A 17,076-nucleotide genomic window follows, 5' to 3' on the forward strand; every position below is an offset into this window, starting at 1 on the left:
AGCACCTCTGCCCCGTGCATCGCTCTGTCGGCTCCGAGGAGCCGGAAGGTCCGTACCGGCTGTCGGGGCGGCGACCTGCACGGACCATCCGACCGTCAGGGAGTGACGATCGCGAAGTCCTCGTCCCCCGGGTCCAGGACCACAGCGAGCCGACCGAGCGTCGAGCATCTCGGCATGTGCCGGCCGAGGAGCCCGCGGCTGGTGTCGTCGAAGTCCTGGGAGCCAGGGAAGGGCAGACTGTCTCGCAAGACCTGCTGCCGGACGTTGGCGGGGAAGGCTGGCTTGGCTCGCGACATGTCTCGGAGCATTTCAGCCGTTCTCGACTCGCGCATCCGGAGCAGCGGAACGGGCTGCTTGCACCGTCGGAGCGGGACCGGCCCGGACGTGTCCGGATCCCTGGCGGCACGCGACGAGCTCTGCTCGCCGGGGTGACCGGCGGTGGGGCACCGCGTCGACACCCGGACCTCAGCGATCGTTTCCGATCACGAGGACGACGAAGGGCCGGACATCCGTCCGGCCCTTCGTCGCATCGACTCTCGCGCCGTGCGCGCGCCCAGCCCCTCAGAGACGACGCTCCCGACGGAACAGCGAGCGCGCCCACACGTACCCGGCGACGCCGATCACGACGCACCATGCCACGGCCTGCACCGCGGTCGAGCCCTCGAGCCCCGCACCGCCCGCGAGCAGGCCGCGCACGGTGTCGATGATGGGCGTGAACGGCTGGTGCTCGGCGAACCAGCGCACGGCGGTCGGCATGGTCTCGACGGGCACGAACCCGCTGCCGAGGAACGGCAGGAGCAGCAGGATCATGGGTGTGTTGCTCGCGGTCTCGACGCTGCGCGCGTTGAGCCCCATGGCGACGCACAGCCAGTTGAGGGCGATCCCGAGCAGGACGAACAGGCCCAGCAGCGCGAGCCAGTCGAGCGCGTCGGCCTCGGGGCGGTAGCCCATCGCGACCGCGGCGCCCAGCACGAGCACGAGCGCGATCAGGGCCTGGACGACGAACCCGAGCACGTGGCCCGACAGCACCGACCCGGGCGAGATCGCCATGGTCTTGAACCGGGCCATGATGCCGCTCGCGGCGTCCATGGCGGCGCTCACGGCGACCGACGTCGCTCCCCCGACCACGGTGATGACCAGGAGCGTGGGCGTGATGTAGTCCAGGTACGCGGCACGTCCGTCGGCTCCGGGCGTGACCCCGGGGGCGACGCCCGCGCCGAACGCCCCGCCGAACACGTGCACGAACAGCAGGAGCATGACCAGGGGGCCGGCGACGATGAAGACCGTCAGTCCCGGGTAGCGCACCGCGCGCAGCAGGCTGCGGCGCAGCATCGTCAGGACGTCGGCGAGCGGTCGAGGTCGCGCGACGGTGGTGGGGGCGGTGGTGGCGATGGCGGTCATCGGACGTTCTCCTTGTCCTGTGTCGTTCCGGTCTCTTCGTCGGTGGTCGGTTCGGTCAGCGCGAGGAACACCTCGTCGAGCGATCCGGCGTCGTGCACGGCCTTGAGCTCGTCGGGCGTGCCCTCGGCCACGACGCGCCCGCCGTGCAGGACGGCCACCGAGTCGGCGAGCCGGTCGGCCTCCTCGAGGTACTGCGTGGTGAGCAGGATCGTGGTGCCGCCAGCGACGAGCGTGCGCACCTCGTCCCACAGGGTGATGCGGCTGCGTGGGTCGAGGCCCGTGGTCGGTTCGTCGAGGAACACGACCGACGGCGTCCCGACGAGCGTCATCGCGAGGTCGAGCTTGCGCTTCATGCCGCCCGAGTAGGTCGCCACGGGCTTGCCCGCGGCCTCGGCGAGACCGAACTGCTCGAGCAGCTCGGCCGTCCGGCGCCGCCCGGCCGTCCGGCCCAGGTGGTTCAGGTCGGCCATGAGGCGCAGGTTCTCGGTGCCCGTGAGGAGCTCGTCGACCGCGGTGATCTGGCCGGTCACTCCGATCGAGGCGCGCACCGCGTCGGGCTCGCGGGCCACGTCGTGACCGGCGACCCGCACCGTGCCGGCATCGGCCGCCAGGAGGGTGGACAGGACGCCGACCGTGGTGGTCTTGCCCGACCCGTTGGGGCCGAGGAGCGCGGTCACGGTCCCGGCGGGGACCACGAGGTCGACCCCGTCGAGCACGAGCTGCTTGCCGGACTTCGACGCGTAGGACTTGCGCAGGCCGGCGACCTCGATCGCGGGTCCGCGGGTTGGGGTGGTCATGTGCTTCTCCTTCGATGGTGGTGGACGTGCGGGTGGAGCGACGATCAGGTGGGGCACGGAGTGCAGGAGGTCGACGAGACGATCAGGCGTGCGGCCGACGGACGACGACGTCGCCGTAGCTGGTGCCGGCACGGACCTCGACGGTCAGGTCGCTCTCGTCGGGTCCTGCTGCGTCCTGGAGGAGGTTGCGGACCTGGCCGTGCTGCGACGTCGCGTCGAGCCAGGCAGCCGTGCCCTCGGGCACGCCGACCTCGATCGAGCCGTACGAGCTCTCGAGCTGGACACGACCGTTCACGGCCTGCTCGACGCGGATACCGCCGTGCGCGCACCGGACCACCGTGTCGCCGTGCGACCGGTCGATCGCGATGTCCCCGTGCGCACCGTTGACCCGCAGGCTCCCCGTGGTCCGGCCGATCTCGGTCGTGCCGTTGGGGACCTTGACGACGGCGTCGCCGTCGAGCTCGCGGACCCGCAGCCCGCCCGCCGTGACCACCGCGTCGACAGGGCCGGAGACCCGGCCGACGCTGAGCGAGCCTGCCGAGACCTTGATGTCGAGGCGGTCGACGTCGTCGAGCCGGGCGTTGCCGCCGTTGAGGTTCAGGTCGACGGACCCGAGCCTGCCCTCCGCGTACAAGGACCCTGCCTTGCCGCGCAGGTCCGACCCGGCCGGGAGCTCGATGGTGACCTTGGCGCCACCGGACGCGAACGGCAGGACGTACTGCTTCCAGGAGCTGGGGTAGACGACGGAGATCGCGTCGCCGTCGCGTTCGACGCGCGTCTCCTCGGCGGCGCGGACCGAGCCGGACTTGGTCGGGTCGGCCGGCAGGACGGTCACGACGACGTCGTCCCGCTCTCCGGCGACGACGTACAGGTTGCCGAACGGGACGTCGATGACGACCGGGACGGGCGTGGGAGCAGCGAAAGTGGGCATGACGGATCCTCCAGAGGGGTGTACGTGTCCGCCCCGTGACGGCGGGGCGCCGGATGTGGTGTCGAGTGGTGGTCAGCGCACCCAGCCGGTCACACGACCGGAGGTGCTCGTGGCCCGTGCGGCCGGGCGGGACGTGGCGGTGGGTGCGAGCGCCGCGGCGACCGCGCGCACGAGCCACGTGTTGACGGACATGCCCTCGCGGGCTGCCGCCTCCTCGACCTGCGCCTTGAGCTGGTCGGGCAGTCGGAGCGTCGTGCGGGACGTGCTCACGTCGTCGGGGTCCAGGACCGCCGGGCGGGCGGGCTCCGCCGCCGGGGCGGCAGCTCCGTCGAAGGCCGGGCTCGGGGCCGGGGTCACGACGAACTCCGGGTCACGACCACGGAGCCGGACGTCCACCGCCCCCGGGGCGAGCTCGGCCGTGATCTCGTTGGCCGCGGTCGAGAGCGCCTCGAGCAGGACGAGGCGGACGGCTGCGTCGAGCGGGGCCGTCAGACGACCTGCGAGCTCACGTGCCTCGTCCCCGCCTGCGGCGGCCGCGGTGGCGAGCTGGTGCTGCAGCTCGTCGACATATCTCGTCAGTTCCATGACGCCACTATGACACCACTAATGGTGTCACCGCAAGAGATGTGGCGTCACTTCTTCGAAGTGGTGGTGTCATCGAGACGTCATGTCAGCGTCTTGGCAGGTCAGGGCGCTGCCGTCGCGATGCTCTTCACGACGTGCGCGCCTTCTTGACCGCCCCGAAGATGACCTGGATGCCGAGGCCGAGGATCACGAGGTCGAGCAGCACCTGTGCTGCCACGAGCAGCCTGACCGGTTCCGAGCGAGGGGCGATGTCACCGAATCCCACGGTCGCGAACGTCGTGATCGTGAAGTAGAGCGCGTCGGACCGGGTGAGCGGCTCGCTGAACGTGGTCGGGTCCTGGAACGCGATCATGAAGTACGTCGCCGCGAAGACGAGCAGGAACAACGGCACGGTCGTCGCCAAGGCCTGGGTCGCCCGGATCCCGGGGAACCTGGCGCGGACGATCGCGCGGACCTCCCAGTACATCGTGGTCACGAGCACCAGGAGGCAGAGGACGAGGGCGACGACCAACGACGACGGCGACGGGCGGTCGAGCGGCACCAGGTAGTAGAGCGCGACCAGCAGGATCGCGATCCCGCTCGCCCGGAGCAGTCCGAGCGCGATCAACGTCCATCGTCGCCGGGTCGAGAGGCCGCTCATCGGCCCCTGACCCGCCTCGCCGCCGTCGTCGTCGGGCATGCCCTCGACGGGTGCGTGCGCTGTCACGACGTCCTCCTTGCCATCTCGGACGCCCCCTGGGCGTCTCGTCTACTGGAGCATCCGTCGCACGACGGGCTCGGCCGTCGTGACGACGTGGTCGAAGAAGCCGTGACGACGCAGGCGGGAGACGCCCTCGGTGGCTACCGCCCAGGCCGGGACGGCGAGGATCAGACCGACGATCCCGCCCACGACCCCACCGAGCGCCGTCACGACCAGCACGACCAGCGGATGGATGTCGAGCGTGCGGCCCATGACCCGCGGCTCGACGAAGTTCTCGAGCAGCAGGTTCGACGCGACCACGACGACGAGCATGATCACGGCCGGGGCGATCCCCCCGTCGCCCAGCGCCACGACCACGGCCAGACCGCCCCCCAGGAACGCTCCGATGTACGGGATGTACCCACCGATGAAGTTCACCACCACGATCGTGAAGATCAGGGGAAGGCCCAGGAGGAGCGCGGCGACCCCGATGACCACGGCGACGACGACCGACATGGTCGTCCGGCCACGCCCGTAGTCGCGCAGCGTCCGGCACGAGTCCCCGATGAAGCCGTCGACCTCGGGCTGCGCCCCGGCCGTGAGCTGGGCCACGACCGCGCCCCTCAGCCTGGCGCCGTCCTTGACGAGGTAGTACATGATCAGCGCGCCGAGGATCAGCCCGCTCGCGATGCCCACGAGCGCGCCGATCCCGCTCACGAGCCCGGTCAGGAACCCACCGGTCACGGTCGGGGCGGAGTCCTCCAGGGTCTGCCGCGCGACCTCGAGCGACTCCTGGTCGACGCCGAGCTGCGCCACGAGCTGGTCCGTCGCCGCGTCGACCGAGGCCCCGATCTCGTCGGTCTGCTGGACGATGCCGCGCACAGCCGCGACCGCGACCACGGTCGCGAGGGCGATGAGCCCGAGGACGACCAGGCCCGCGGCCAGGCTGCTCCCGACACCGTGCCGACGCAGCCATCCAGCGAGCGGCTTGAAGCACACCGCGAGTACGGCCGCGAAAGTCAGCGGCAGCACGATCTCGCTCACGGCCGCGAGCGCCAGCACGACGAGGACGACGGCCACGACGGTGCCGACGAAGCTCCACGCCCAGAGGCCGACCTTCGGGCCCCAGGAGAGCGTGGCGGCCCGGCCGGCACGCTCTGCTGGGCGCAAGTCCGCGGCGGGAGGTGGCTGATCGGCATCGGGGATCACACGCCTACGCCTCGTTCTGCTCCGCGATGTCGGCGACCGCGACAGCGATCTCGAACGCGAGCGACTCCGCGATGCCTGCAGACGCCGCGACCACGCGAGGAGTGCCGACGATGGGCGCGACCGCCGCGAGGACGCCCGCGACCATGTCCGCGTCGATCCCGGCCTCCATCCCGGCCTCCAGGTTCATCAGGTACGACACCGGGGGCGCGTCGACCGCCACGAGCGCCGCGAGCCGCACCAGCATCACGGTCTGGATGTCGAGGCTCGACGCCTCGACCGAGTCCGCCGTCATCTCCACCAGCAGGTCGAGCACGGGGGTGCCCTCGGTCTGTTCGCTCATGATGGATCCTCTCCGTCCCGGACCGACCATGGTCCGGCGTGCCAGGGCTGCTCGGGCCGTGCGAGACGTCGGACCGTCCTCAGGTGACCCCTCGGCACGGCGAGGTCGACGTCGGGCCTCGCGCAGGGCGCGGTTGCGCGCCTCTCCCATTGAGCGCCCCGGGCACGCGGCGGCGCGTCATGCAGTTCGTGTGAACCTGCGCCTTGTCGCACCCTTGAGCCGACCGGCCGGTCGAGCAGGAATCGAGAAGCCCGGCGTCGGTGGACCCCGCTAGCGTGTCCTGCAGGTCCTGCCGCACGCACCTCAACCCTGCGTGCGGAGCGAGGCCGAGCGTCCGACGATGGACGGACACGTCCGGCGACCCGGCGGGGGCCCGCGCGCCCGCCCACCAGGAGGAGACAGATGAGCACCGCCACGAGCACGGGCACTGCCGCGCCCGCACCCCACGTCGCCGACACCCACGACATGATCCGCGTGCAGGGCGCCCGGGAGAACAACCTCCAGGACATCAGCGTCGAGATCCCCAAGCGTCGCCTCACGGTGTTCACCGGGGTCTCCGGCTCGGGCAAGAGCTCGCTCGTCTTCAGCACCATCGCTGCCGAGTCCCAGCGCATGATCAACGAGACGTACAGCGCGTTCCTCCAGGGCTTCATGCCCTCGCTCGCGCGCCCCGACGTCGACCTGCTGGACGGGCTGACGACCGCGATCATCGTCGACCAGGAACGCATGGGGGCCAACCCGCGCTCCACGGTGGGCACCGTGACCGACGCGAACGCGATGCTGCGCATCCTCTTCAGCCGCCTCGGGCAGCCGCACATCGGCTCACCGCAGGCGTACTCGTTCAACGTCCCCTCGGTCTCGGGCAGCGGCGCGATCACGATCGAGCGCGGCGGCAAGACGCAGGCGGAGAAGGCCTCGTTCCACCAGCTCGGCGGCATGTGCCCGCGCTGCGAGGGCAAGGGCAGCGTGACCGACTTCGACCTCACGGCGCTGTACGACGACAGCAAGTCGCTCGACGAGGGCGCGCTGACGATCCCGGGCTACTCGATGGACGGCTGGTACGGGCGCATCTACCGGGGCAGCGGCTTCTTCGACGCGGCCAAGCCGATCAGCAGGTTCACCCAGCGCGAGCTGCACGACCTCCTCTACAAGGAGCCGACCAAGATCAAGGTCGAGGGCATCAACCTGACGTACGAGGGCCTGATCCCCAAGATCCAGAAGTCCTTCCTGTCCAAGGACGTCGACGCGATGCAGCCGCACATCCGGGCGTTCGTCGAGAAGGCCGTGACGTTCCAGACGTGCCCGGAGTGCGACGGCACGCGCCTGAGCCCCGAGGCACGCTCGTCGAAGATCGGCGACAAGAGCATCGCGGACGTGTGCACGATGCAGATCAGCGACCTCGCCGAGTGGGTCCGCGGTCTCGACGAGCCCTCGATGGCACCGCTCCTCAAGGGCCTCCAGCACCTGCTCGACTCGTTCGCGGAGATCGGCCTGGGCTACCTCTCGCTCGACCGCCCCTCGGGCACGCTGTCAGGCGGCGAGGCGCAGCGCACCAAGATGATCCGCCACCTGGGCTCCTCGCTCACCGACGTCACCTATGTGTTCGACGAGCCGACCATCGGGCTGCACCCGCACGACATCCAGCGCATGAACACGCTGCTGCTCCAGCTGCGGGACAAGGGCAACACGGTCCTCGTCGTGGAGCACAAGCCCGAGGCGATCACGATCGCGGACCACGTCGTCGACATCGGCCCGGGAGCCGGGCGGCACGGGGGCACCATCTGCTTCGAGGGCACGGTCGAGGGGCTGCGCGCGAGCGACACCACGACCGGCCGCCACCTCGACGACCGCTCGACGGTCAAGGCGAGCGTGCGCGCCCCCCGGGGCGCGCTCGAGATCCGTGGCGCGACCGAGCACAACCTGCAGGGAGTCGACGTCGACGTCCCCCTCGGGGTCCTGTGCGTCGTGACGGGGGTCGCCGGGTCGGGCAAGAGCTCCTTGATCCACGGCTCGGTCGCGGGCCGCGAGGGGGTCGTCGTGATCGACCAGAGCGCGATCCGCGGATCGCGCCGGAGCAACCCGGCGACCTACACGGGCCTGCTCGACCCGATCCGCAAGGCGTTCGCCAAGGCCAACGGGGTCAAGCCCGCGCTGTTCAGCGCCAACTCCGAGGGTGCCTGCCCCGTGTGCAACGGTGCGGGCGTCATCTACACCGACCTCGGTGTCATGGCCACGGTCGAGACGCCGTGCGAGGAGTGCGGGGGCAAGCGCTTCCAGGCCTCGGTGCTCGAGTACACGCTGGGTGGGAAGAACATCGCCGAGGTGCTCGCGATGTCCGTCACCGAGGCGGAGGAGTTCTTCGCGGCGGGCGAGTCGCGCATCGCGGCCGCCCACTCGATCCTCACGCGCCTCGTCGACGTGGGCCTGGGCTACCTGAGCCTCGGCCAGCCCCTCACGACGCTGTCGGGGGGCGAGCGCCAGCGGATCAAGCTCGCGACGCAGATGGGTGCCAAGGGCGGCGTCTACGTGCTCGACGAGCCCACGACGGGCCTGCACCTGGCCGACGTCGAACAGCTGCTCGGCCTGCTCGACCGGCTCGTCGAGTCGGGCAAGTCGGTCGTCGTGATCGAGCACCACCAGGCGGTCATGGCGCACGCCGACTGGATCATCGACCTCGGCCCGGGCGCCGGGCACGACGGCGGCCGGGTCGTCTTCGAGGGCACGCCGGCCGACCTGGTGGCCGACCGCTCGACGCTCACGGGCCAGCACCTCGCGGCGTACGTCGCCTCCTGACGGGAGCACTGCCCGGTACGGGACGTGCCCGTGCCCGACGGCGCCGCTCACCCGCGCGGTGAGCGGCGCCGTCGGGCACGGGCCGGCAGGGCAACGCGGCGCGCACCGCGGCACAGCGCCGCGGCCTCACCACTCCCCCGGTGCTCCCCTCACTGCCTTGCCATGGCGATGCGCAGGCGCTCGTCGGGGTCGATGAAGTGGTCGTGGTCGTCGGTCCCCACGTCGATCTGGACCCAGTGGATCCTGCCCGAGAACCGGCTCGACCGCGGCGAGTAGTCCGAGCTGACCGGTGTCCCCGACTCGTACCCGACGTCCGTCGTCTCGTCGGCGGAGAAGACCATGGCCTGGGTCGCGCCGACCCGGCCGGTGCCCACGGGGGTGCCGTCGTGGAAGAGCGTCACGTCGCCTCCCTTGGCGAGCCCTCCGCCGTCGTACGCGAACTCCATGCGGACCTGGTGCGTGCCCTCCGGGACCGTGGCCTGTGCCTCGGTCGCGAACTCCTGGATGCCCAGGACGTTGTAGACGAACTTCAGCCTGCCCTCCTTGGCGTACAGGCTCCAGCCGCCGAACCTCCCGCCCTGCGCGATGATCACACCGTCCGCACCGGAGGCCGGGACCTCGATCTCCGCGGTCACGGAGAACGACTTGTTCTTGATGTTCACGACACTGTTCTCCGAGAGCCGCCCCATCCCGGCGAACAGCAGCTGGCTGTTCCCGTGGACGAGGGTCGGGCGCCCGGCGGTCTCGGGGTTCAACCGGTCCGCGGTCCGGTCGTCGAGCGGGAGCACGTCGTACTTGACCGCCTCGATGAGCCACAGGCGCTGGAGGGAGTGCAGCCGTTCGGGCTGCTCGGCGGACAGGTCGTGCGCCTGGCTGTAGTCGGTGCTGCCGTCGTAGAGCTCCCAGACGTCGTCGTCGAACGCGATGGCCGACCCGCCGACCATGTCCCACGGCGTGCGGTGCTTGGTGACCGCGCTCCACCCCTTGTGGTAGATCCCCCGGTTGCCGAACATCTCGAAGTACTGGAGGTCGTGGCGCTCGGGCGCGTCTGCGTCGTCGAACGCGTAGAGCATGCTCGTGCCCTCCATGGGTGACTGGAGCACGCCGTTGACCTGGGTGGGCTCGGGCAGGCCCGCGGCCTCGAGGATCGTGGGGGCCACGTCGATGCAGTGCGTGAACTGCGAGCGCAGCCCGCCGGAGTCCGTGATGCGCCGGGGCCAGTGCACGACGGTCCCGTTGCGCGTCCCTCCCCAGTGCGAGGCGACCTGCTTGGTCCACTGGAAGGGGGTGTCCATGGCCCAGGCCCAACCCACGGCGTAGTGGTTGTACGACGACGGCGAGCCGAGCTCGGCCAGCTTGGACGCCATGAACTCGGGTGTCTCGAGCGCCGCCATGCCGTTGAAGTTCGCCATCTCGTTGAACGCGCCGTTGATCGTGCCCTCGGCCGAGGCGCCGTTGTCCCCGATCACGTAGTAGATGAGGGTGTCGTCGAGCACCCCCAGGTCCTCGATCGCGTCGACGACCCGGCCCACGTGGTGGTCGGCGTGCTCGAGGAAGCCCGCGTACACCTCCATCTCCCGCTCGAGCACGGGCCTGAGGTCGTCCGGCATGTCGTCCCACGCCGGGATCTCGGCGTGGCGCGGCGTGAGCTCGGCCTCGGGCGGGATCACACCGAGCTCCTTCTGACGCGCGAACGTGCGCTCGCGCTGGACGTCCCAGCCGTCCGCGAACCGGCCCGCGTACCGGTCGGCCCACTCCTGCGGGACGTGGTGCGGGGCGTGCGTCGCGCCCGGGGCGAAGTAGGCGAAGAAGGGCTTGTCCGGCATGAGCGCCTTCTGCGTCCGGATCCAGCTGATCGCCCGGTCGGCGAGGTCCTCGGTCAGGTGGTACCCCTCCTCGGCGGTCCTCGGGGGTTCGACGGGCGTCGTGCCCTCGTAGAGCGCCGGCTCCCACTGGTTGTTCTCGCCGCCGATGAAGCCGTAGAACGTCTCGAACCCTCCGCCGACGGACGGCCAGGCATCGAACGGCCCCATGGGCGAGGACTGCCAGACCGGGACCTCGTGGCACTTGCCGAACTGCGCCGTCGAGTAGCCGTTGAGCTTGAGCGTCATCGCGAGCGGCGCCTTGGTGTTGGGCTTGAGCGAGCTGTTCCCGGGCGCCGACGTCGCGGTCTCGGTGATGCTGCCCATGCCGACCGAGTGGTGGTTTCTCCCGCTGAGCATCGCGGCCCGGGTGGGGGCGCACAGCGCCGTGGTGTGGAAGCGGTTGAACGTCAGCCCGCCGGCCGCCAGCCGCTCCGCAGTCGGAGTGTGGCACGGCCCCCCGAACGCGCTCGACGCACCGAAGCCCACGTCGTCGAGCAGGACGATCAGCACGTTCGGTGCGCCCTCGGGCGGGCGCAGCGGCTCGATCGGCGGGTAGGACGTGTCGGGGTCCTTGGCGTCGTACGTCGTCAATCCCGGCCGGGGGCGGTCCGGGATGGGCAGCATGGTGCGGGCGTGCTGGTCGGGACGCATGAGAGCTCCGCTCGGTCGGGCACGAGGACACGGATGCGTCCCACGGTAGGAACCGGCGCTCGCACGCGCATCCCCCAGACCGCGTGATCACCGGCGCCACGGGTGCTGCCCGCCCACCCCCCACGGGTCGGTTCCGTCGGAGATCCAGTCCGGAGGACACGCAGCAGACGTCCGGCGCTGCGACGACCCGCGCCCTATGGTGTGAAGGTGAGCGACGAGCAGGGGACGGCGCGTGCGGACGAGGAGCTCGACGGGCTGCTCCTCGAGGCCAAGTTCAGCGTGCCCCGGCGGCACGCGCCGGTCGTGAGCCGGGCCGACCTGATCGACGCGACCCGCGCGAGCGGACGGCGCGTGGTCGGGGTCACGGCGCCCCCCGGCTACGGGAAGTCGACCCTGCTGGCCGAGTGGGCCGAGCGTGACCCTCGTCCCGTCGCGTGGGTCACGCTCGACCGGCTCGACGACGACCCGGCGAGACTGCTCGTCGTGCTCGCCTCGGCCTTCGCGCGCCTGGGTGCGGGGCGCCCCGACCTCGTGGCGGACATGGTCGGAGCCGACACCTCGCTCCTGGGCCGAGCCGCCCCGCGCCTGGCGTCGGCCCTGCGCTCGAGCCCCGAGCCGTTCGTCCTGGCGCTCGACGACCTGCACGAGGTGCGGTCGGCGGCCTGCCACGACGTGCTGGGCATCGTGCTCGCGGGGATCCCCGAGGGGTCCCAGCTGGTCGCGGCGAGCCGGGACGAGCAACCCCACCTCGCGCGCCTGCGCGCGGCCGGCGAGTCGGTCGAGATCGACGCGCAGGACCTGGCCCTCGACGTCTCCGGCACCGAGCAGGTCTTCGCCGCCTCGCAGGTCCGGGTCACGCACGAGATCGCGACCACCGTGACCGAGCGGACCGAGGGCTGGCCCGTCGGCGTGTACCTCGCCTCGCTCGTAGCCGCCGGAGACGGCTCCGGCCCCGAGACCGTGACCGGCACGGACCGCTACGTCGCGGACTACCTCCAGCGCGAGTCGTTCCGCCGGCTGTCCGCCGAGACCCAGCTGTTCCTGCGACGGACCGCGGTGCTCGACGAGCTCAGCGCACCGCTGTGCGACGCACTGCTCGGCGTCCGCTCCTCGACCCGGATCCTGCGCGCGATCGAGGCCTCGCACCTCTTCCTCGTCCCGGTCGACCGGCACAGGCAGTGGTTCCGCTACCACGCGCTGTTCCGCGAGTTCCTCCTCGACGAGCTCCTCGCGACCGAGCCCGAGCTCGCCGACGACCTGCGGACGCGGGCAGCCGACTGGTACGAGGAGAACGGCTCGCCCGAGCGCGCGATCGAGATGCTGCTCGCGACTCCCGAGATCGAGCGGACCTCCCGGCTCGTCGCACGCGTCGTGATGCCCCACGTCCAGGCCGGACGGGTCACGACGATCGACCGGTGGCTGGCCGCGCTCGGCGACGAGTCGATCACGAAGTACCCGCCGCTCGCGGTGCTCGCGGGCCTCGTCGCCGTGCACGAGGGGCACGCGGCCACGGCCGAGCGGTGGGGGGCCGTGGCAGACACCTCCTCGTTCGACGGCAAGCCGGTCGACGGGACGGCCTCGTTCGAGTCGGCCCGCGCCATGTTCCGGGCGCTGCGCTGCCCGGACGGCCCCGAGCAGATGCTCGACGACGTCGGGACCGCCCTCGACTCCGAACCGGCGTGGAGCACGTGGCGGGACACGGTGTTCATGCTGCGCGGCGACGCCCTGCGCCTGGTCGGTGACGACGACGCGGCGACCGAGTACCTGGAGCGCGCCACCGAGGCGGCCGGAGAGCTCGATCATGCGAGCACGCTCGTGCTCGCCGAGGCGCAGCTCGCGCAGCTCGACATGGATCACGACCGGTGGGCGCGCGCAGGCGACCGGGTCCGCAGGCTCCTCGACGCGATCGACGCACGCCGCATGCACGACTACCCGACGAGCGGCCTCGGGTTCGCGCTGGCCGCACGCTACCGCCACCATGCCGGCGACCTCGCGGGCACGCGCGCGCTGCTCACCCGGGCGATGCGTGCTCGCACGTTCAGCACGTACGCGTTCCCGACGCTCGCGGTCCGCACCCGCCTCCAGCTCGCCCGGACGAGCTGGGCGACGTCGGACGCCTCGACCGTCAACCACCTCCTGCGGGAGATCGACGACGTGCTGCTGCGTCGCCCAGCGCTCGGAGTGCTCGCCGAGGAGGCGGTCGAGCTGCGCACGGCGTTCGACGCCGCCTCGCGTACGGCGGCCCTGCCGACGTCGAGCACTCCCCTCACCCCTGCCGAGCTGCGCCTCCTGCCGTACCTGCAGACCCACCTGACGATCCGCGAGATCGGAGAGCGGCTCTTCGTGTCCCGGAACACGGCCAGCTCGGAGATCGGGTCGATCTATCGCAAGCTCGGGGTCTCGAGCCGGAGCGACGCCGTGCGCACGGCGATCGGCATGGGACTGCTGGGCGCCTGACCGCTCACCCGGGTTCTCTCACGTCGAACGGGTCGAACCCGAGCGCGAGGGCGAGCTTGGGGGCTGCCGCCACGACGCTCGGCAGCCCGACGATCGGGATGGTCGCCGACAGGACGTCGACGATCTCGGCGGTGGTCGCCCCTGCGTTCACGGCGTCGTCGACCTCGCTGCCGTAGGTCGGCTCGGCTCCGCCGACCGCGACGAGTGCCGCCAGGCGGACGAGGGCGAGGGTCTTGGGGTCGAGCATCACCTCCTCGGCCTCCAGGTCTTCCTCGAGCCGTGCGTCGTTGGCGGCGAAGCGCCGTAGTCGGTCGGTGTAGTCCACGTCGTGCCCTTCGATCCTGTCGCCGGGTCCTGTCCCCCCATTGCCGCACGCCGGCCGACCGCCGCGCATCACCACGATCACATGATTCGCCGGGACGTCGGGTGTGCGGTCCCTGACCCGAACTTCATGCGGTCTGCATGACGACCACCACGCTCCTGCGGAGCAGTCTGGTCCCAGGCAGGGCGGTGTGCGCGCCCCGTGCAACCGGGCCCAGCCCCCGAAGGAAAGGACGACCGACCCATGACACAGGAGCCGACCGACCTGCAGGAGTCGGGACCCATCGACTACCTGATCGTCGAGTTCCCGTCGGAGGCCATGACCGGCGAGGCGTTCCCCCTGCTCGTCGACCTGGTCGACCGAGGGATCGTCAGGGTGCTCGACCTGCTCGTGCTCCGCAAGGAGGACGACGGGACCGTGACCGGCCTCGAGCTCGACGAGCTCGCCGACGGCACGACCGGGCTCGAGATCTTCGCAGGGGCCGTGTCCGGTCTCCTGGGCCACGAGGACCTGGCCGAGGCGGCGGAGGCCGTCGAGCCTGGCCGGACAGCCGCCGTGCTCGTCTACGAGAACGTCTGGGCCGCCCCTTTCGCGACCGCACTACGGCGAGGCGGCGCCCAGCTCGTGGCCGGGGGGCGCATCCCTGTGCAGGCCGTGCTCGCCGCGCTCGAGGCCGACGAATCCACCGACTGATCCCGGACCGACCTAGGAGGCCCACACCATGCCCGGACTCATCCGAGGAGTCGCACGCACCGCCGTCGTGGCCGGGACGGCGACCGCCGTCTCCAACCGCGTCTCGCGACGACAGGCGGGGCGCTGGGCGTCCCAGGAAGCCCCGCCACCGCAGCAGCCGGCACCCCAGCCGACCTACGCCCCCGCGCCGCCGGCACCCGCACCGGCGCCGGTCGACATGGACGCCCGGATCGCGCAGCTCACCCAGCTCGCCGCTCTGCGCGACCAGGGCATCCTGAGCCCCGCAGAGTTCGAGGCCCAGAAGTCTCAGATCCTTGCCGGTTGACCGGCACCCGTACGAGGAGGACGTCGCATGGACAGCTTCATGGACTGGTTCTGGTTGATGATCTGGTGGTTCTTCTTCTTCATGTACCTCATGATCCTGTTCAGGATCCTGGCCGACCTCTTCCGGGACCACGAGCTCAGCGGCTGGTGGAAGGCGCTGTGGATCGTCGCGCTGGTCCTCGTCCCGTTCCTCACGGCGCTGATCTACATCATCGCCAGAGGGCGCGGCATGGCCGAACGGCAGATGCAGGACGTCTCGCAGGCCAAGGCCCAGACCGACGCGTACATCCGGGGGGTCGCGAAGTCCGAGTCCTCCGCGGCGACCCAGATCAGCGACGCCAAGGCCCTGCTCGACGCCGGCGTGATCGACGAGAACGAGTTCGCCACGCTCAAGGCCAAGGCACTCGCCTAGTCGGACGAGCGCGCACAGGATCGACGTGACCGACCACGGGAGCCCCAGCCCCCGTGGTCGGTCCACGCCTGGGGCCATCAACCCGTCGACCGGTCCGGGCGGCCCGGCCGCACCGGGCGGCCCCGCCGCTGCGGTCCACCGGCACCTCGAACTCGTCGCGGCTGTCCTGCTCGCGATCGCGACTGTCATGACGGCCTGGTCCGCGTTCCAGAGCGCGCAGTGGGGTGGTGAGATGGCGACGTCGTACAGCGCGGCCGGTGCCGCACGCACCGAGAGCAACCGCGCCTCGACGCTCGCGGGGCAGCAGACCATCATCGACGTCCAGCTCTTCACCGACTGGCTGAGCGCGCTCGACGAGGAGCAGGGACGTGTGGGCCCGGCTCCCGGCTACGTCCCCGACCCCGCGACGTACTCGGGGTTCCTCTACGCACGGTTCCGCGAGGAGTTCGAGCCCGCGGTCCAGGCGTGGGTCGCACTGGACCCGTCGACCAACGCCGACGCGCCGCCCAGCCCGTTCGCGATGGACGAGTACGTGCTCTCCGCGACCCAGGAGTCGCAGCGGCTCGAGAAGAAGGCCGACGCTGCCGCCGCGCGGGCGCACCACGCCAACGGGGTCAAGGACAACTACGTGCTCGCCACGGTGCTGTGCGCGTCGGTGCTGTTCTTCGGCGGCATCGGGGCGAAGCTCTCGTCACCGCGGCTGCGCCTCGCGATGGTCGGGATCGGCGGTGTCGCGCTCCTCGCGACGCTGGGCGTCCTGATCTCCTACCCGGTGCAGGTGTGAGGCCGTGAACATCCTGATCGCGGCTCTCGTCACGTTCGGCGCCACGGCCGTGACGGTCACGGCCATGCTGCTCGTGCGCGCGCGGGCACCCGAGGGCAGCCGCTTCCGCGACGGGGACCGCGCCTCGGGCGTGTTCGGGGTCCTCGCCACGGGCTTCTCGGTGCTCCTGGGCTTCATCATCTTCCTGGCCTTCGAGTCCTACGACGAGGCGCGCAGCGGCGCCGAGGAGGAGGCGCAGGTCGTCGCGCAGCAGATCCAGACGGCGCAGTTCCTTCCCGCTGACGCCGGGGCCGAGCTGTCGGGCCAGCTCGTCTGCTACGCGCGCTCGGTCGCGACGACCGAGTGGGAGGCCATGGCCGACGCGCGGCTCGGCGACGCCGTCAACCCCTGGGGCGTCGAGATGTTCCGCACCATCCGCGGGGTCGAGCCCGCCTCGGACACCGAGCAGTCGGCCTACGACCGGTGGATGGACCAGACCGCCGACCGGGAGCAGGCGCGCCAGGCCCGCGTGCACGGCGCCGAGGGACTGATCCCGCTCCCCCTGTGGCTCGTCCTGTTCGCCATCTCCGCGACGATCTTCGTGTTCATGCTCTTCTTCGCCGACTCGGCCGAGGGCGCCGTCACGCAGTCGGTGCTCATGGGCAGCGTCACGCTCGTCATCTCGCTCATGCTCTGCCTGCTCGTCTTCTTCGACCATCCGCACGGGCACCAGGTCGGCAAGCTGCAACCCGTCGCGATGGAGCGCACGCTCGTCCTCGTCGAGACCCAGCTCGACGCGGTCGGCATCTCCGTGACCCCGCCGTGCGACGAGGACGGCCGCGCGCAGTAGGCGC

Annotated in this window: 17 protein-coding genes; 7 read left to right on the forward strand and 10 right to left on the reverse strand. The window is 71.2% G+C overall.

Annotated features, from left to right (window positions below):
* Positions 1–95: 95 nt before the first annotated feature.
* The 8 genes from ACIPWA_RS10770 to ACIPWA_RS10805 form a co-directional block, all read right to left on the reverse strand.
* Entirely contained in the window at positions 96–296 is a 201-nt protein-coding gene (locus ACIPWA_RS10770; protein WP_400290070.1) for a hypothetical protein, read from the reverse strand.
* A 265-nt stretch (positions 297–561) separates the two neighbouring features.
* Positions 562–1,401, reverse strand: coding sequence for an ABC transporter permease (locus ACIPWA_RS10775; protein ID WP_400290072.1), 840 nt, complete (start codon positions 1,399–1,401; stop codon positions 562–564).
* Positions 1,398–2,198, reverse strand: a complete 801-nt coding sequence (locus ACIPWA_RS10780) for an ABC transporter ATP-binding protein (RefSeq protein WP_400290074.1) — start codon at positions 2,196–2,198, stop codon at positions 1,398–1,400. The genes ACIPWA_RS10775 and ACIPWA_RS10780 overlap by 4 nt, the downstream gene beginning before the upstream one ends.
* 82 nt (positions 2,199–2,280) lie before the next feature.
* Complete coding sequence (locus ACIPWA_RS10785; RefSeq protein WP_056651148.1) at positions 2,281–3,129, reverse strand: DUF4097 family beta strand repeat-containing protein; 849 nt, start codon at positions 3,127–3,129, stop codon at positions 2,281–2,283.
* 72 nt (positions 3,130–3,201) lie between these two features.
* Positions 3,202–3,714: a ribbon-helix-helix protein, CopG family gene (locus ACIPWA_RS10790; protein ID WP_056651146.1), complete on the reverse strand. Its 513-nt coding sequence runs from the start codon at positions 3,712–3,714 to the stop codon at positions 3,202–3,204.
* Between the two features lie 127 nt (positions 3,715–3,841).
* Positions 3,842–4,420, reverse strand: a complete 579-nt coding sequence (locus tag ACIPWA_RS10795; RefSeq protein ID WP_235535438.1) for a potassium channel family protein — start codon at positions 4,418–4,420, stop codon at positions 3,842–3,844.
* Between the two features lie 42 nt (positions 4,421–4,462).
* Positions 4,463–5,563 carry an AI-2E family transporter gene (locus ACIPWA_RS10800; RefSeq protein ID WP_400290077.1) on the reverse strand — a complete coding sequence of 367 codons (1,101 nt, stop codon included), beginning with the start codon at positions 5,561–5,563 and terminating at the stop codon, positions 4,463–4,465.
* A gap of 43 nt (positions 5,564–5,606) precedes the next feature.
* A complete protein-coding gene (locus ACIPWA_RS10805) occupies positions 5,607–5,942 on the reverse strand; it encodes a carboxymuconolactone decarboxylase family protein (protein WP_056651141.1) in 336 nt (111 codons plus the stop codon).
* 402 nt (positions 5,943–6,344) lie between these two features.
* On the opposite strand from ACIPWA_RS10805, the gene ACIPWA_RS10810 reads away from it, so the two are divergent.
* Positions 6,345–8,735 carry an ATP-binding cassette domain-containing protein gene (locus ACIPWA_RS10810; RefSeq protein ID WP_400290079.1) on the forward strand — a complete coding sequence of 797 codons (2,391 nt, stop codon included), beginning with the start codon at positions 6,345–6,347 and terminating at the stop codon, positions 8,733–8,735.
* A 149-nt stretch (positions 8,736–8,884) separates the two neighbouring features.
* Here ACIPWA_RS10810 and ACIPWA_RS10815 read toward each other — a convergent pair whose 3' ends face one another.
* Positions 8,885–11,251 carry a sulfatase-like hydrolase/transferase gene (locus tag ACIPWA_RS10815; protein ID WP_400290082.1) on the reverse strand — a complete coding sequence of 789 codons (2,367 nt, stop codon included), beginning with the start codon at positions 11,249–11,251 and terminating at the stop codon, positions 8,885–8,887.
* A gap of 207 nt (positions 11,252–11,458) precedes the next feature.
* Here ACIPWA_RS10815 and ACIPWA_RS10820 point away from each other — a divergent pair, with 207 nt between their 5' ends.
* On the forward strand, positions 11,459–13,708 hold the full coding sequence (locus ACIPWA_RS10820) for a winged helix-turn-helix domain-containing protein (protein WP_400290084.1): 2,250 nt from the start codon (positions 11,459–11,461) through the stop codon (positions 13,706–13,708).
* A 4-nt stretch (positions 13,709–13,712) separates the two neighbouring features.
* On the opposite strand, the gene ACIPWA_RS10825 is transcribed toward ACIPWA_RS10820, so the two are convergent.
* Positions 13,713–14,033, reverse strand: a complete 321-nt coding sequence (locus ACIPWA_RS10825; RefSeq protein WP_056651132.1) for a carboxymuconolactone decarboxylase family protein — start codon at positions 14,031–14,033, stop codon at positions 13,713–13,715.
* A gap of 240 nt (positions 14,034–14,273) precedes the next feature.
* Here ACIPWA_RS10825 and ACIPWA_RS10830 point away from each other — a divergent pair, with 240 nt between their 5' ends.
* Genes ACIPWA_RS10830 through ACIPWA_RS10850 form a run of 5 tightly spaced genes read left to right on the forward strand, consistent with a single transcriptional unit; the run spans position 14,274 to position 17,072 of the window.
* Positions 14,274–14,723 (forward strand): DUF6325 family protein, encoded by a 450-nt coding sequence (locus ACIPWA_RS10830; RefSeq protein ID WP_056651130.1) that lies wholly within the window; start codon positions 14,274–14,276, stop codon positions 14,721–14,723.
* Positions 14,724–14,751: 28 nt separating this feature from the next.
* A complete protein-coding gene (locus ACIPWA_RS10835) occupies positions 14,752–15,048 on the forward strand; it encodes an SHOCT domain-containing protein (protein ID WP_056763469.1) in 297 nt (98 codons plus the stop codon).
* Positions 15,049–15,075: 27 nt separating this feature from the next.
* Positions 15,076–15,459, forward strand: coding sequence for an SHOCT domain-containing protein (locus tag ACIPWA_RS10840; RefSeq protein ID WP_400290088.1), 384 nt, complete (start codon positions 15,076–15,078; stop codon positions 15,457–15,459).
* A gap of 25 nt (positions 15,460–15,484) precedes the next feature.
* Positions 15,485–16,243, forward strand: coding sequence for a hypothetical protein (locus ACIPWA_RS10845; protein ID WP_400290091.1), 759 nt, complete (start codon positions 15,485–15,487; stop codon positions 16,241–16,243).
* A gap of 4 nt (positions 16,244–16,247) precedes the next feature.
* Entirely contained in the window at positions 16,248–17,072 is an 825-nt protein-coding gene (locus ACIPWA_RS10850; RefSeq protein ID WP_056651118.1) for a bestrophin-like domain, read from the forward strand.
* Positions 17,073–17,076 lie beyond the last annotated feature (4 nt).

It is taken from the genome of Oerskovia enterophila (genome assembly GCF_044748475.1).
GTDB classification, from domain to species: Bacteria; Actinomycetota; Actinomycetes; order Actinomycetales; family Cellulomonadaceae; genus Oerskovia; species Oerskovia enterophila.